General features: G+C 64.8%; 19 protein-coding genes. All 19 read right to left on the bottom strand.

The features are described from left to right. Positions 1-93: 93 nt before the first annotated feature. On the bottom strand, positions 94-618 hold the full coding sequence (locus DTA15_RS33520; protein ID WP_006485397.1) for a phage major tail tube protein: 525 nt from the start codon (positions 616-618) through the stop codon (positions 94-96). Between the two features lie 2 nt (positions 619-620). After that, the gene (locus tag DTA15_RS33515; protein WP_006485369.1) at positions 621-2,054 is read right to left on the bottom strand and encodes a phage tail sheath subtilisin-like domain-containing protein; all 1,434 of its coding nucleotides are present in this window, start codon (positions 2,052-2,054) and stop codon (positions 621-623) included. Positions 2,055-2,057: 3 nt separating this feature from the next. Further along, positions 2,058-2,303: a hypothetical protein gene (locus tag DTA15_RS33510; protein ID WP_006485405.1), complete on the bottom strand. Its 246-nt coding sequence runs from the start codon at positions 2,301-2,303 to the stop codon at positions 2,058-2,060. Next, on the bottom strand, positions 2,300-2,764 hold the full coding sequence (locus tag DTA15_RS33505) for a Gp37 family protein (RefSeq protein ID WP_006485353.1): 465 nt from the start codon (positions 2,762-2,764) through the stop codon (positions 2,300-2,302). The genes DTA15_RS33510 and DTA15_RS33505 overlap by 4 nt, the downstream gene beginning before the upstream one ends. Further along, positions 2,764-3,216, bottom strand: a complete 453-nt coding sequence (locus tag DTA15_RS33500; protein ID WP_006485358.1) for a gp436 family protein — start codon at positions 3,214-3,216, stop codon at positions 2,764-2,766. The genes DTA15_RS33505 and DTA15_RS33500 overlap by 1 nt, the downstream gene beginning before the upstream one ends. A 1-nt stretch (position 3,217) precedes the next feature. After that, positions 3,218-3,550, bottom strand: coding sequence for a DUF2190 family protein (locus DTA15_RS33495; protein WP_006485381.1), 333 nt, complete (start codon positions 3,548-3,550; stop codon positions 3,218-3,220). Positions 3,551-3,624: 74 nt separating this feature from the next. Then, entirely contained in the window at positions 3,625-4,548 is a 924-nt protein-coding gene (locus tag DTA15_RS33490) for a major capsid protein (protein WP_006485371.1), read from the bottom strand. 45 nt (positions 4,549-4,593) lie between these two features. Beyond that, the gene (locus DTA15_RS33485; RefSeq protein WP_006485410.1) at positions 4,594-5,712 is read right to left on the bottom strand and encodes a hypothetical protein; all 1,119 of its coding nucleotides are present in this window, start codon (positions 5,710-5,712) and stop codon (positions 4,594-4,596) included. Positions 5,713-5,926: 214 nt separating this feature from the next. Continuing rightward, entirely contained in the window at positions 5,927-6,442 is a 516-nt protein-coding gene (locus tag DTA15_RS33480; protein ID WP_253192247.1) for a phage virion morphogenesis protein, read from the bottom strand. 8 nt (positions 6,443-6,450) lie between these two features. Next, a complete protein-coding gene (locus DTA15_RS33475; RefSeq protein WP_006485383.1) occupies positions 6,451-7,287 on the bottom strand; it encodes a phage head morphogenesis protein in 837 nt (278 codons plus the stop codon). Next, positions 7,280-8,755 carry a DUF935 domain-containing protein gene (locus DTA15_RS33470; RefSeq protein WP_006485375.1) on the bottom strand — a complete coding sequence of 492 codons (1,476 nt, stop codon included), beginning with the start codon at positions 8,753-8,755 and terminating at the stop codon, positions 7,280-7,282. The genes DTA15_RS33475 and DTA15_RS33470 overlap by 8 nt, the downstream gene beginning before the upstream one ends. Then, positions 8,752-10,254: a terminase large subunit domain-containing protein gene (locus DTA15_RS33465; protein WP_006485377.1), complete on the bottom strand. Its 1,503-nt coding sequence runs from the start codon at positions 10,252-10,254 to the stop codon at positions 8,752-8,754. Before DTA15_RS33465 ends, DTA15_RS33470 begins: the two co-directional genes overlap by 4 nt. Beyond that, positions 10,251-10,796 carry a DUF3486 family protein gene (locus DTA15_RS33460; RefSeq protein WP_006485391.1) on the bottom strand — a complete coding sequence of 182 codons (546 nt, stop codon included), beginning with the start codon at positions 10,794-10,796 and terminating at the stop codon, positions 10,251-10,253. Before DTA15_RS33460 ends, DTA15_RS33465 begins: the two co-directional genes overlap by 4 nt. 1 nt (position 10,797) lies before the next feature. Next, entirely contained in the window at positions 10,798-11,130 is a 333-nt protein-coding gene (locus tag DTA15_RS33455) for a hypothetical protein (RefSeq protein ID WP_006485389.1), read from the bottom strand. Further along, positions 11,127-11,465 carry a hypothetical protein gene (locus DTA15_RS33450; protein WP_006485409.1) on the bottom strand — a complete coding sequence of 113 codons (339 nt, stop codon included), beginning with the start codon at positions 11,463-11,465 and terminating at the stop codon, positions 11,127-11,129. The genes DTA15_RS33455 and DTA15_RS33450 overlap by 4 nt, the downstream gene beginning before the upstream one ends. Beyond that, on the bottom strand, positions 11,462-12,061 hold the full coding sequence (locus DTA15_RS33445; RefSeq protein WP_006485363.1) for a hypothetical protein: 600 nt from the start codon (positions 12,059-12,061) through the stop codon (positions 11,462-11,464). Before DTA15_RS33445 ends, DTA15_RS33450 begins: the two co-directional genes overlap by 4 nt. Then, on the bottom strand, positions 12,058-12,669 hold the full coding sequence (locus tag DTA15_RS33440; protein WP_006485414.1) for a transglycosylase SLT domain-containing protein: 612 nt from the start codon (positions 12,667-12,669) through the stop codon (positions 12,058-12,060). The genes DTA15_RS33445 and DTA15_RS33440 overlap by 4 nt, the downstream gene beginning before the upstream one ends. Before the next feature lie 2 nt (positions 12,670-12,671). Beyond that, positions 12,672-13,019, bottom strand: coding sequence for a putative holin (locus tag DTA15_RS33435; protein ID WP_006485400.1), 348 nt, complete (start codon positions 13,017-13,019; stop codon positions 12,672-12,674). A 66-nt stretch (positions 13,020-13,085) separates the two neighbouring features. Continuing rightward, positions 13,086-13,310, bottom strand: coding sequence for a hypothetical protein (locus DTA15_RS33430; RefSeq protein ID WP_006485403.1), 225 nt, complete (start codon positions 13,308-13,310; stop codon positions 13,086-13,088). Positions 13,311-13,353: the final 43 nt, after the last annotated feature.

The raw sequence follows: 13,353 nt of genomic DNA, 5'->3' as shown, positions 1-13,353 counted from the left end.
TTGTCGATTCGCGCGCGCGTTCGCACTTTCAGCGCAGATTAAAAAAGGCCCGCCGAAGCGGGCCAAGACGACAACGACTGCGCAGGTGTGGGGTTAGCCGCCGATGTTGGCGCGGAAGTCAGCCAGCATGTCTTCGCCGCCGACGCGGAAGATGTTCGCCAGATAGTCCAGCTCCAGCACTTCCTCGCCGTCGATGACCTGCTTGATGTAGGTCGCGCCGAACGCGGAGCTGAAATCGGCGTTCTCATGTTGCTTGTACGTACCGAGCGGGTTCTTCTTGAACATCACGGTCAGGTACGTCACGAGACTGACTTCCCGCACGCGGCCTTGTGCGCCATACGTCTCGATGTTCGATCGGCATTGCAGCGGAACGGCCTTGAACGGGTTCGCCATCGCCTTCGCCACGTCGGCGTAGAGCGAGTTCCACTTGATCTCGCCTTCGAGCTTGTCCAGGCCGCCCGGCAGCTCGACCTTGCCGATCATGCCGAGCGCCTTGTGCTCGGCCATGATCGCCTGGATGTCCGGCAGCTTGATTTCCTCAGCCTTGCCGAGCATGGAATTGTTGCTCAGATACACGTTGGCGTTCGTGATCCGGTTGATTTGGACGCCACCCGCCATAATCAGTTACCTCCCTTCAGGGTGAGCAAGTACTCCGAGGTGATCTCGGTCTCGTACGTCAGGCGTTCGAGCGGTGGCGGCACCGTGTACTTGTAGTTGATGAGCAGGTGGCCGGCCGCCAGCTCCTCTTTCGGGTTGCGGGCCGGATCGAACCATGCCTTGAAGCCGAGCAGCGCGCCGTCGCCGATCAGCTTGCGCCCGAACCCGTTCACCGACTCGACGAGCGAGTCGATCAGCCCTTGGTCGATCGGCGCGTCGACGAACTGCTGGCTGAAGTAGCGCAGCGATTCGTTGATGACGTCGCCCGTACGGCGCACGTTCTCGAAGTTGCGCATGTGCGTCACGGTCGGCCATGCCGCCGTGCGGTTGCCCCACAGGCGCAGGCCCGAGCCGTACGAGCTGAACACGGTCGTGATGCCCTGTTCGTTGAGCATGTTCACGTCCGATTGCGGATCGTCGATCATCGCCGACAGCGGCCGCTCGACGCCCGTGACGCCGACGAGCTGCTGATTCGAGCTGGACCACCAGTAGCCCTTGTCCAGGTCGACACGTGCGCGAAGGCCCGCCGCACGCGATGAGAGCGGCTCCAGGCGTTCCGCGTTGGTCGCGGTGTCGTAGACCTTCACGTGCGGGTAGCAGAGGCGTACGCGGTCGCTGGACGTGTTGAAGTTGATCGTGCCCGCCGGCCCGCGCCCGGCCAGCGCCTGCGCGAGCGTCGTGCCGATCGGCGCATCGATGTACGCGATCGCCCCGAGCTGGACGGCCATCGCCTCCAGCTCGACCGAGACCGAGTTCTGCGTGCAGTACGCCGGCGCGATCAGAATCTTCGAGAAGTAGCCGTACAGGTTGTACGTGTCCTTCAGCGCCTTCATCCCCGTGCGCATTCCGGCTGCGTTCACGGCGCCGATGATGTCCGCGGCCGTGACCTTCGTCGGGTCCGCGTAGTCGTAGGTCGCCTTGGCCGCCGTCGCACCCGGCGGAATCGTGCCGGTTTTGATCCGGGTGATGACGCCGTTGATCAGGTCGACAGCGTAATCGGTGCCTTCGGCGTACGTCGTGCCGCCCGAGTCGTTCTTCAGCACGAGATTCGCCGCGGCCGGATGCGCGAGTTTTGCACGGCCCGTTGCCGCGTCAAACGTGACGGGCTCGTTGGCCGCGTTGCTCTTGTGTACGGCCGGGTCGAGCACGTTGATCACGATCACCGTCCCGCTGCCGTAGTCGTAGACCGCGTCGAGCGCTTGCGGGATCGTGAAGCCGGCGAGCTGCGGGCCGAACTGCGCCGCGTCGACGTCGGACAGCGACTGCACCGGCGTATTGACCGGCCCGATCGGTGCGGTGCCGATCAAGCCGATCACCGCCGACTTCACGACCTTGACGGGCCGCGAGCCGGTTTCCTTTTCAATGGTCTCGACGCCATGCAAATAGTTTGCCGCCATCGCTCAGACTCCCTTCACGGCGACCGCGTTCGCGGCGGTCTTCGGTTGGTCTTCCGGCACGCTGGGGCGCGCGGGCTTGGTCGACGGCGCTGCGGCCGGCTTCAGGTAGCCCATCGCGAGCAGCGTCGCTGTGTACTCGTGGTCTTCGGGCAGCTCGACGTCTGCGCCCGTATGAAGCATCACTTCCTGGACGTCTTCGCCGTCCTGCAGCGTGACGCCGCTGGTCGGTCCGCTGTACTGGTATTTCACGATTCCTCCTCGTAGGTAACTTGCGTCAACAGCGGTCCGTCGTTCGGCTCCGCGTCTTCGACAATCACGGCGCCCGCCGAAAACTCGATCACGTACTGCCACAGGCCGGCCGACTCGCCGAGAAACTTGTCGCTGACCGCCGCGAGCTTTTTGCAGTCCGGCGGGCGGAAGCCCACCAGGGCGGTGCGAACGTGATCGAGCACGTCGATGGCACCGCCGCGGCCGTTGAGCTGGCGCAGCACGATCGCGACGGCAAACTTCACTCGCCGCGGCTGAACAACCATGTCGGTGTCGACGGTCGTGTCGTACTGGCTGCCCGGATAGCTGACCAGCAACGCGCCGATCGCATGGTTGAGCCGGTATTCGTCCGGGCGCTCCGGGAAGTACTCGGTCACCAGCGCTGGCAGCTTGACGCGCAGCCGGGCGACGATGGCATCGACCATTTCAAGCGTCGTCGCCATCAGAAGCGCTCCAACAGGTCCGCGTCGAACTGGCGACGGCGCGCGCGGACCTTCATTTCGCCCGGCTCGGGCGTCGCCGGGCCGCTCGGGTCGCCGATCGTCAGCTTGTTGTCGCGGATCTTTTCGAGCATGTGCATCGACGCCTTGAAGGTCTGCGACACGGTGTCCGGGAGCGCGGCGCCTTCCGGTCGACGGGCATACAGCCAGTGCCGGGCCAGATTGACCGTGACATCCTTGATGACCGTCGGAACCGGCGACAGCGGCAGGTTGTAGCGGCCGCGCAAGTGCGCGTCGACGATTTCCTCCGCCTGGCGCACCGAGCTTTCGACGATGTCGGTATTGATCGTCGTCGGCGCCGGTGCGCCGTAGTCGGTGGTCGTGTCGTTCGTCAGCTCAATGAGCGTCCGTTCCGGCACGGCCAGCTTCAGGTCGGCGAGCGTGCAATAACGCACGTCAAATACCCCGCAGGATGCGGATGACGTCGCCGGCCGCCGTCGCCGCATCGAGCGCGTAGCCGTTCGATGCGCCGGTTGCCTTCGGAATGGCTTGGCCGGCCGCGTCCGACTCGACCTCGGCATGCTCGTCGACCGGTGCGCCGGCCATGACCAGGATGACGCCGAGCAGGTTGACCGGCGCTTGCTCGCCGACATCGGCGGTCGTTTCGGCAACGCCGAGCGCCTTCGCGCCGGCTGCGCACACGCCACCATCGAAGCCGACGAACTGGAAGCGGTTCAGGCCGGCGGCAGCGGTAACGGACGTGGTAAGGATCGGTTGATGCGTTTTCATGAGTCATGTTCCGTTCGGGTGGGTCTCGCCCGAAGGCGAGACGTGGTCAGTACGGGATTCGGTGCCGCGAGCGATCAGCCGTTGATGCCCGAGATCAGGTAGCCGGCGTCCGCGCCGAGCAGGTACGGCCGGAAAATGTCCGTGCTGCGCACCAGTTCGAGCTTGCCGTCTTCGATGCGCGTGTCGACGACCGGATTGCCTTTCTTGCGCAGCGTGTAGCCGTAGGACGGCTCATACGGCGTACGCTGTTGGCCGCCGCGCTGCAGCGGAACGTAGGCGAGCACGATGTTGGCGCCCCAGATGTCCGTGAAGCGGTCCTTGTCGTCGGCATAGATGGCTTCGCCGACCGCGATGTTCTCGACCTCGAAGATTTCCTTCAGCAGGTCGACGGTCACGATGCCCTTCATCGAGTACTTGATCTTCTCGATGAGCTGCGGGTGGGCCTTCAGCGTCTTGTAGGCCGACGCACCGATCACCATCGTGTTCGGCCGGCGGCCGATCTTCGTGCGGATCGCTTCCTTGCCGTCTTCGATGACGCCGACCGGATCGCTGCCGGCCGCGGTGAACTTCTCGGTCGCGCTGAGTTGCTTCTTGTTGCCCCCGGCGTAGCTGTTCGGGTTCTGCGCGAGGTCCGCGACCATTTTTTCGCGGCGCAACTGGATCGCTTCGGTCGCTGTCTGGACGGCGGCTTGTTCCAGGGGGAACGCCGATTCCTGGTCTTCGCGGTAGTCGATCGGATACTCGAGATCGTGTTCGTCGAGGACGATGTCGATGCTGCCGAGGTCTTCAGGGTTCATTCGATTCGACCGGGCGCGCAGCGCGCGTTCCGTCTTGTAGAGGCGGAACGATTCCTTGCCGAACTTCGGAATCTTGCCGCCTTCCTTTTCCACTTCGACGACCGGCATCAGGCTCTGGCCGATGAATTCGGCGTTCGTGTAACCGATCGCGAGATTCGTCAGCACCGGATCGACGATTCGCAGTTTCGAGAGACGTCCCATCATTTCTCCTGGCTCAATGGCCTTATCTGTGGCTTGCGCCGGTTATTAACGGATCACCGCGTTCGCGGCCGCCGCGTAATCGACCTTGTGTTCGCGCATGTATGCACGAATGCGGCCGTCCAGCTCGGCGCGCTTCGGATCGACGTTCTCGCCGTACTCGACGGTGTCGGCGCCCGTCGTCGTCACGCCGGCGCGCTCGCGCGTGGCGTGCTCGCCAAATTCGACGACCTTCGGCAGCTCGCCGAGGAACGAACGGAATGCGCTCGCCAGCGGCTGCTTGGCATCGCCTTCGCCGAACTCGAACGGCTCACGTGCCGTGAAGTCGAGAAATGCGACGACTGCATCCTTGTGCTTCGGGGCGAGCGTGCCGCCCTTGACGAGCTGCTCGGCATACGACACATGCTCGCTGTGGCGGCGGTCGTCCGCCGCCTTGCGCTCACGCGCCTGCGCGTCGGCGAGCTGCTGCTTGAGCTGGGTGTTTTCGGCCTCCAGTGCGGCCTTTTGCTCAGGGGTCACTGCGTCTTTCTCCTGCTTCGTGGTGGTGGGTACGGTTGCCGCCCCGCGTTCGGCGAATGCGCTGGTCGGCGCATCGTCTTGTCGCGCGACTTCGCGGATCGACTCGATTTGCCAATCGGGGATGACCTGATCAGCCGTGTCCCGGCCGAATTGCGTCAGCAGCCATTCGCGCAGGCTGCGCCAGAGGCCCGCATTGAGTTCTTGGCCCCAGTCGCTGAACTCGACGACGCCTTCGTTGCCGTCGCTGAAATTGACGTCGCGCAGGCCCTTGAGGGCCGGCGGCTGCGCACCGAGGAACCCGACGTGACGGAGGTAGTACACGCCCGGCACCGGGTTGTGCGGCGAATCGGGGTGGTAGAAGCTGGCGCTGATCTTCTTGTAGCGCCCGGCGCCGACGAGTTCGGCGAATGCGGGATCGACCTGGGTGGGTTCGGCCTGCAGGTTGCCGGCCGACGCCGAGAGAGAAGCGACCCAGCCCCACGCCGGCGCGTTGTCGCGCGGATGGCCGATGACGATCGGCGCTTCGTGGACTTTCGGATCGTATGCAGCAGCCGTCGCGGCGAGGTCCGTTTCGGCGAAATCAAGCACGCGACCGTTCATGTCGGTCTGCGTGCCTGCCCGGAAAATGTGGAGTGGTTTCGCGTTCATGGCGCCCATCATCGGGCGACGAACGGAACGGGTCTTTTAATCGGCTTTACGATTGCGCCGGCGTGATACGCGCGATGCAGGGAGCGCAGCAGGTTCGAACCAAACCCGTAAAGCCTTTATAAAACTTTACGGGGCAGCGTCAGGGCGCTGTGGCTATCGTTGCGCGCCTCGGGTGGTCCGGAGGCGCGCAGAGCGCGATCGGCTCGTCGACAGGTTAGCGGCGGTTCGCTGCGTCCATCAAGTGGCGCAGGATCGTGTTGAGCACCGGCTCGACCGCTTCAGGTTGCAGCTCGCCATCAGCCGTAACGGGCAACCACGGACGGGCGGGAATCGTGACCTTCAATCCGCGACCGGCTTGCCCGCCGAACTGGTGAATCGCGGCGTATTCCTTGTTGCTGCCGATGACGGCCGAATTGTCGTCGTGATCCGTCGAGACGCTCGCGGCCATTTGCCCGCTGTCCTGCAGGATCATCAGACCGGCCTTGCGACGCGACGCGGCCGCGGTCAGCTCGCCGTTTTTCTTGTACGCCTTCTTGCCGCCGACGCGCATGTGAATCGTCGCTTCCGACAATGCCTGCCACCGCGGCCGGCCTTGCGCGGCGAAGTTGTCCTCGGTGACCAGCACCAGCGCCTGCGCGATCTTGCGCATCGCGCCAGCCTTCTGATGGCCGGCTTGTTCGAGCTGCAGCAAGCGCGTGCGCAGCGCCGAGTCGTCGATCTGGAAATTCACGAAATCGCTCACTGCAATTCCCCCCTGGCGATCGTGCCGAGATCACCCGTGTATCGAGACAGGTCAGGCTGCCACGCCGCGGCACCGGGGTTGTAGCTCCAGCCGACGTCCGGCGACACGACGATTTCGCGGCGCGTGACTGGGTCGACGGTGCGGAACGTCGCGACCTCGCGCAGCTCGCCGGTCTTCTCGTTGACCAGCTTGAGCGTCGTGCCGAGGCGGTCGCCGGCCGCCTCGACCTTGATGCCTCGCACGATGATCTCGTCGTGCGACAGCGCCACCACGCGGCACCGGCAGCCCCAGCCGTTCGGCGGGTAGAACGACTGCCAGAACGGATCGTCGTAACGGAACACCTTGCCGTTCATTGCCCGATGGCTCGGGCGCGTGCGGCTGTCGAGGATCGCCACGTACATCCAGTACGGCCGATCGTCGACGTTCGCCATTTGCTCGGCGTAGCGGCCCGCCATGTAGGCCGTCTGCAGGTTCGTTCGGTAGATGGTCTGCAGGCGCCACGGGCTGCCGAGCTGAACCTGGTTGACTTCGCCGGTATCCTGGTCGACGTGCTCCTGCTTTCCCCACCAGCCCTTGGATTGCAGTACGGGCGTCAGCTCTTTCGTGAACCATCGCAACGTCTTGCCTTCGCTGATTGCGGTTTCGACCGCGTTGCGAATGTCCTGCAGGATGTCCAGGCGCGTGACCTTGGCAACCGTAAATGCCTTCGCCTGGGCGTCCTGCCAAAGCTCCTCCCAATCCCAGGTGATCTCGTAGCCCTTGCTGCGCAAGTACTCGATCGCCTTCTTCGGCGGCAGCTTCATGCAGTAGCCGAGGTCGACCGCTTCAGGCATGGAGACGCCCCCAGAGGTTCGCGACGAAGATCGCGCGGGCAAGCCGTTCCTGCAGCGCGTCCGCGTCGAGGCTCGGATACAGCTCGGCCAGCATGCCGAGCAGCTCGTCGGCACTCGCGCCGTTCGCAATCCGCTTTAAAAGCGGCGCGACCAGCGCCTGCGCGTCGGCATTCAGGTCGCGCGCGGACAAGGTGTTCAGTGCGGCGTCGAGCGCGTCCTGGTCGGGCGCTTCGAACTCTGCGAAGGATGCGGCACCCACGGTATCAACGGCGGACACCGGCAGCGGCCGCTCGTCCAGGTCGCCATCCTGCAGGTTGTACGCACGCTTGAAATATGCCGGCGTGAAACGCGCGCCGGCTTGCGTCAGCTTTTGGTCGCGGCCGGCCTGGATCTCGTCGACCTGTTCCTGTTCCCACATGTCGAAGACGGGTCGATCGGCGCCGTCGAAGTTCAGGTCGCAAATCCAGCGGATCAGCATGTTCATCGCTTCGGAGACGACCGCCTTGTCGCCGTCGCGAATGTCGTCCGTCACCTCAAGCCCGGCCTGCGCGGACGCGCGCGTCGACGTCGCCTCGGTGGTTTGGTTCTGCCCGAGCAAGGCAATCGATACCTCGCCGCGACAGAAGTGCAGCAGGCGCTCGTAGACGTCGGCGCTACCGGTCTTGCCGGCTGCTTCCTTAATCTCGATGCTGGAATCGTCCGGGACCACGGCGACAGCATCCTGCACCATGTCCTCAAGGCAGTCGAGCAGCAGGTTCTTTTCGCCATCGGATGCGCTGCGCGGATGCTTGCCGACCAGCATCGGCGAACCGTACTTCTCGGTGAACTGCACCCAGAATTTGAGGCCGCCTTTCTTGAACGTCGTCGGCCAGAAGCACATCGACAGGTCCGGAAAGCCGTACGGGTTCAGATACGTCGCCTCCTGGCGCGGCACCAGGAACTTGCGTGCCGGCAGCTCTTCACCTTGCATCCAGTGATCCTTGCTGCGAAAGCGGAGCTGGTTCTCCGGGTCGTACACGAACCAGTCGGCCGGCTTGCCGACGACGTCGATCGGCACGATGTAGTTGCCGACCTTGCCCCAGGTAATCTCCATCGGCTGATAGCCGTACAGGACGGCGTCCAGCATCTCGGTCACGATCCGAGACAGGTCGAGGTCCGCGAAGACGTCGGCGATCGACTTCGCGACACGACTCTTCGCCTTGCCACGGTCGAGGCCCCATTCGAGCGCTTTCACGGCCGCCTTGCGGCGGCGCACGCACCCGCCGACGTGCGCGTCCGCGCGCAGCTCGCGGTAGACGCGGATGTCCTTACCGAGTGCCTTGAGCACCGGGTCCGGATTCGGCAGGTACATGCCGAGCGCGAAGAAATCAATGCTTCGCGCCCGCGTCGCGATCTGCGACGAAAGCGACTTGTCCGGCTCGCCGAACGTAACAAACTCGGTGGGGCTGACCCACAAACCCTTGCTCATGCGTAACCCTCTGTCATTCGGACGCTGGAGCGGCGCCGCCGCGACTTGGCGGTCACCGGTCCCTTGTTCAGTTCACGGCTCGCGTAATACGCCAGAGCAACCGCTACGGCGGCGTCGCCGTGGCGCTTGCCGTCGTCCTGGCCGGTCGCGCGGACGTCCGGGATGCGCGGCACGCCCTTGATGACCTGTACGGCGCGCAGGTCCGCGAGCACGTCGGCATCCTTCGGGAGGCCGTCGATCGTGCCGTCTTCGAACGCCGCCTTCACGGGCGGCATGTGCTCGCGATACCACGACTCGGACAGCATCACTTGCTGGATGCGCGATGCGCCGTAGCGCTGCATCGCGACTTCTGCGAGGTATTGGCCGTTGCCCCGCGCGTCGAAGGCGCCGCCCGTGAAGCGCGGGAGCCGATCAAGCAGGTAGAAGGCGATCTGCTCCTGCTGCCGGAACGGCACGTTGCGCAGCTCGACGATGAACGGCACGCGGCGAACCAGGTTCTGTTGTTCGATCAGCGGCACGTGGACCGTCAGGTCGCCAGTCCGTCCGAAGTCCTCGCCGTTGTACGAGCGGGCGTCGACCGGGAGCGCCGTGAGCAGCGGGCCGAGCGTCGCTTCGAGCCAATCGCGGCATTCGGCTGCGCGGATGTGGTCGGGAAGCACCTCGAAACCCTGTTTGCAGGCCCAGCGCAGCACCGGCGTGTCAGCCGACATGCGCGACTCGATCAGCGCGCGCGACAGCCATGCGCCGCCGCTGTTCTTCGGCACGCAGTCCAGCTCTTCCTCAGCATCCGCGCCGTACGACGCGCGAATATCCTTGACCCACTTGGCTTCACCTTCGGCCGTCCAGGCTTCGCCCTTGCGCAGGCAAATGCGCTGGTAGAGCCCGTCCTGGACTGCGTCGGCGAACGTGATGCGATGCAGGCTGTAGGGCTTCTTGCCGGAACGGACGTCCGTGACCAGCTCATTGAACGCGTTGTCGACGCCGTCGTGCGTCGAAATGATGTGAACCTGACCGCCCCACATCAGCAGCGCCATCGCGGCCTTGAGCAGCTCGCCGAGCTGCTCGTGGAACGCTGCCTCGTCGATGATCACGCGGCCTTGCTTGCCGCGCAGGTTGGACGGGCGCGACGACAGTGCCGTGACGCGAAAGCCCGACGCGAAGCGGATCACGAACGCGAGGATCGACTTGTCGCCATCCTTGTCCTGAAAGACCTCTTCGGTTTCTTCGATCTCGTCGGCCGCGAGGCTGTAGAACTTGGCCCAGTCGGCGCAGTCCCGGATGAACTCCTGCGCCATGTCTTTGTTGTAACCGACGTACCAAACGTCCATGCCGCGCTGGCTGGCTGCGAGCAACGCTGAATCGGCTGCTTCGCCCCAGGACAAGCCAACGCGGCGCGACTTCTCGCAGACCTTGACGGGCGACGTGTCGGCGCACCATTTCTGCTGATACGGCAGCAGGACGGCGGGCGCACGATCCGCACGGGTTTCGACGGTCGTCATCCTGCAATCCCGAGAATCTGACGACGGATCGCGTCGGCCGCGTCATCGGACAGGCCGCTGCTCTTGACGACCTTGTCGACGGCCGCGGCGGCCGCTTCCGCGCGTGCCTGCACCTCCAGGCGGAATTTCTTCTGGTTCACGCTCGCGCGGGCCAGCGTCGCGATGTTCTTCGCGGCCTTGGACAGCAGCGCGATACGTTCGCCTGGATCGGCGTCTTCGTCGGTCGCTTCCTGCAGGTTGACGATGGACTCGAACATCTCGGTCTGCACGAGCGCGATCACAGCCTCGGAGCGGGCGTCCTGATCGTCCGCTGCGCCTTCGGTCAGGATGCGTGCGGCTTCCGTGCTCGCCTTGATCGCGGCGAAGCGGCGCTCGATACGCTGCCCGTACCGATGGATCGCCGACTTGCTGATCTGGTAGCCCTTGTCGCGAAGCGTTTGCTCCAGCTCCTGATAGCCCGTGAAGTTGCCCTCGACGAGCGCGCTTTCGAGCCATTCGCGCACGGCCTTCGGCAGGCGTTGCACGCCGCTGCTGCGCCCCATGTCACTGGCTCCAGTACTTGGCCGGCCGCGCGATGCCCGGCTCGCAATCGATCGTGTACTCGGCGATGTCGACGCCGTAGCGCGTGAGATCGCCCCACCAGCGGCCGGACGGTTCCTTGCGCAGCTTCACCAGCACGCGATCGGCGAGGTAGTCCAGTTCCTTGCGCACCTCAAGCGCCGTGATGTCGGCGAAGATCGAGCGCATCGTCATCTGGATCACGTCCTCGACGACTTCCTCGGGCCGCGCGTTGTACAGCGCCAGAATCAGATACCAGCGCAGCGATTCGCGGCGCACCTTGGCGTGGTCGATTCCCAGCGGATTGGTGGGCGTCATTGATTTCCCCGGAGTTGTAAGTTTTCGAATCTGAGCGCGATCGCGTCGAGCTTGGCTTCGATGACGGTCTGGTTGCGCACGTAGTCTTCGCGGCGCACGTACTGCAGCGGTAGGTCCGCCTGAAATCGCAGAAAATCGCGCTCCAGGCGCGCCGTGTTGTCCGCCTGCCGGCTGATCTGCTCGAGCACCGCCTTGATCTGTTTTTCCTGGTTCTGATCGCGCTCGGACTGGTGGCGCTCGATCTGCACGAGCAACACCTTGCCGGCCCCGATCAGAAGGCCGATGAACGTCGCGAGCATCGACACCAATTGCCAGAATTCCACCTGTAACGTCACTGCTTTTCTCCCTCGATGTAGTCGATCAGCTTGTTCAGTTGCGATTCGATGTCGCGGCTGCGGCGGCTGGCGTCGACGTGGTGGGCGAGGATGTCGTCCTGGCGTACCCCGGAATCAAGGGCGTCATCGGCGCGGGCCGGCGCAACAGCTCCGGCGGCAGCACTGGTCGCGGGCACACCATCGGCGCCGGCGGCGGCGTTCCACACGCGGACAAAGCCGGCAGTGAACACGCAGCGAGGCAAATCCTGAAGAGGCGCATCCGGCGCCGGGCGGTATTGGCTCGTGACACTGGCAATTCTCCGTTTCAGTTCGTCGGATTCGAGCGCGTGCCGGGCTTTCTCGGCGAACAGGTCGCCGGCGAGCGCCGCCGCGCGCTGCGTCTCCGCGCGTTCCTTGATGCGCGCTTGTTCGACGGCATCGCGCGCGCCGTCTGCGTATTGGCGTTCGAGCTTGGCGACCTTCGCGTCGCCGGCAAGCGCACCGGCGTGATAGCCGCCGAAGAAAGCGACCGCGCCAGCCGCCAGTGCGCCGATCGCCGCAGCGCCGGCCGCCGCCGCGACACACTGGCCGCGCGAAAGCAGGGCAGGAAAGTTCATGAGCACGCTCCCGGCCCGAACCCGGCCTTGACGTAACGCGGCTCGAACGTGCGCAGAATCACGCGCGGGTAGCCGCGGTTCTCGCGGAAAGCGGCCGCGTGCCGGCCGGCGTTGAACCGCTCGACATGGCCGAACCAGCGTTGCCGATCGGCGCCGCCGGCAGCCGTCACGCGCTGATCGCGATAGACCCAGCCCAGGCCGCCGTTATAGGCCGACAGCGTCATCGCCATGCGCTCGCATGCACCGGCCGCCGTGATGCGCTCCCAGAGGTGCCGGTCGTACCGCACGAGCGCACGAATCGACCAGGACGGGTTGAACGGCTGCGCCTCGCCCAGCTCGGCCGGATAGGCGCCCGCGATCCAGTCGACGGTCGAGGGCATGAATTGAGACATCCCGCGCGCACCAACGACGCTGACGGCGTCCGCGCGCCAGCGGCTCTCCTGGTGGATTTGCGCCGCGAACGACGAGACTGGCGCATCCATGCCCCAGACGGCACGTGCGTTGCGCGTCAGCTCGGCGCGGTACGCCAGCGCCTCGGCGGGCACTTGCGCGGCCACGGGCGCGGCGGCGCCGAGCAACGCGACGACAAAGGCGATCAGGACGCGCATGGTCAGAGACCCAGCGCGACGCCGACTACGACGCCGAGGACGATCACCGCGCGGCGAAGCATGGCCGCGGCGAACACCAGCTCGTAGCCCTTGGCGACTCGATAGTCGGCTTCGGGCGTCAGTCCGTCCGGTCCATGCCGCCAGTCGGTTTCGAGATAGCTGTCCGGCCGCGCGTACGGGAAAAGCCCGCGATCGAGCCAGTACGCGACGACGGCCGCGAGGCTGACGAGACTCAGTTTGTAGAGGGCGACGGGCAGTTGCTGCGGCGAGAAAAGCGCGATGGCTGCAACGAGGATGATCGCGGCGACGAGCCAGCTCGTCAGCCGCGGGAAGCGCTTGATGAAGGGCATATGACCTCCCGTAGTGGATATGCCGTCATCTTGGACGGCATGTACGGGTAGGTCTTTTAATCGGCTTTAGCGGTCGGCTTGCGCGGCGTTCCTGCGATTCAGACCATCGCGATACAACAGCCCACCGATCCTTACGAGCGTACTGACATCGAATTCGTTAAGGCGTTCGAGCGACAGGTCGATCCAACCAGCGAGCAACGCGATTGCATCGTCGGAGTTCTCCTGGTCGCCAGTCACGTCGAGGATCTTGGCCTGATGTTCGAATGACGCAATGACGGGGTGAATGTTCATGGGATGACTCCAAGTCGGGAGTCATCCAGCATAGGCACAGGCA

It is taken from the genome of Burkholderia cenocepacia, assembly GCF_900446215.1.
Lineage (GTDB): Bacteria > Pseudomonadota > Gammaproteobacteria > Burkholderiales > Burkholderiaceae > Burkholderia > Burkholderia cenocepacia.
Note: the sequence above shows the minus strand (reverse complement) of the source record. Positions and strands in the feature narration are given on the sequence as shown.

Excerpts from the sequence above, each read along its gene's own strand:
- DTA15_RS33445 (WP_006485363.1), bottom strand. The coding sequence starts at position 12,061 with ATGAACTTTCCTGCCCTGCTTTCGCGCGGCCAGTGTGTCGCGGCGGCG.
- DTA15_RS33470 (WP_006485375.1), bottom strand. The coding sequence starts at position 8,755 with ATGAGCAAGGGTTTGTGGGTCAGCCCCACCGAGTTTGTTACGTTCGGC.
- DTA15_RS33435 (WP_006485400.1), bottom strand. The coding sequence starts at position 13,019 with ATGCCCTTCATCAAGCGCTTCCCGCGGCTGACGAGCTGGCTCGTCGCC.
- DTA15_RS33465 (WP_006485377.1), bottom strand. The coding sequence starts at position 10,254 with ATGACGACCGTCGAAACCCGTGCGGATCGTGCGCCCGCCGTCCTGCTG.
- DTA15_RS33485 (WP_006485410.1), bottom strand. The coding sequence starts at position 5,712 with ATGAACGCGAAACCACTCCACATTTTCCGGGCAGGCACGCAGACCGAC.
- DTA15_RS33515 (WP_006485369.1), bottom strand. The coding sequence starts at position 2,054 with ATGGCGGCAAACTATTTGCATGGCGTCGAGACCATTGAAAAGGAAACC.
- DTA15_RS33460 (WP_006485391.1), bottom strand. The coding sequence starts at position 10,796 with ATGGGGCGCAGCAGCGGCGTGCAACGCCTGCCGAAGGCCGTGCGCGAA.
- DTA15_RS33520 (WP_006485397.1), bottom strand. The coding sequence starts at position 618 with ATGGCGGGTGGCGTCCAAATCAACCGGATCACGAACGCCAACGTGTAT.
- DTA15_RS33430 (WP_006485403.1), bottom strand. The coding sequence starts at position 13,310 with ATGAACATTCACCCCGTCATTGCGTCATTCGAACATCAGGCCAAGATC.
- DTA15_RS33505 (WP_006485353.1), bottom strand. The coding sequence starts at position 2,764 with ATGGCGACGACGCTTGAAATGGTCGATGCCATCGTCGCCCGGCTGCGC.
- DTA15_RS33495 (WP_006485381.1), bottom strand. The coding sequence starts at position 3,550 with ATGAAAACGCATCAACCGATCCTTACCACGTCCGTTACCGCTGCCGCC.
- DTA15_RS33475 (WP_006485383.1), bottom strand. The coding sequence starts at position 7,287 with ATGCCTGAAGCGGTCGACCTCGGCTACTGCATGAAGCTGCCGCCGAAG.
- DTA15_RS33440 (WP_006485414.1), bottom strand. The coding sequence starts at position 12,669 with ATGCGCGTCCTGATCGCCTTTGTCGTCGCGTTGCTCGGCGCCGCCGCG.
- DTA15_RS33455 (WP_006485389.1), bottom strand. The coding sequence starts at position 11,130 with ATGACGCCCACCAATCCGCTGGGAATCGACCACGCCAAGGTGCGCCGC.
- DTA15_RS33490 (WP_006485371.1), bottom strand. The coding sequence starts at position 4,548 with ATGGGACGTCTCTCGAAACTGCGAATCGTCGATCCGGTGCTGACGAAT.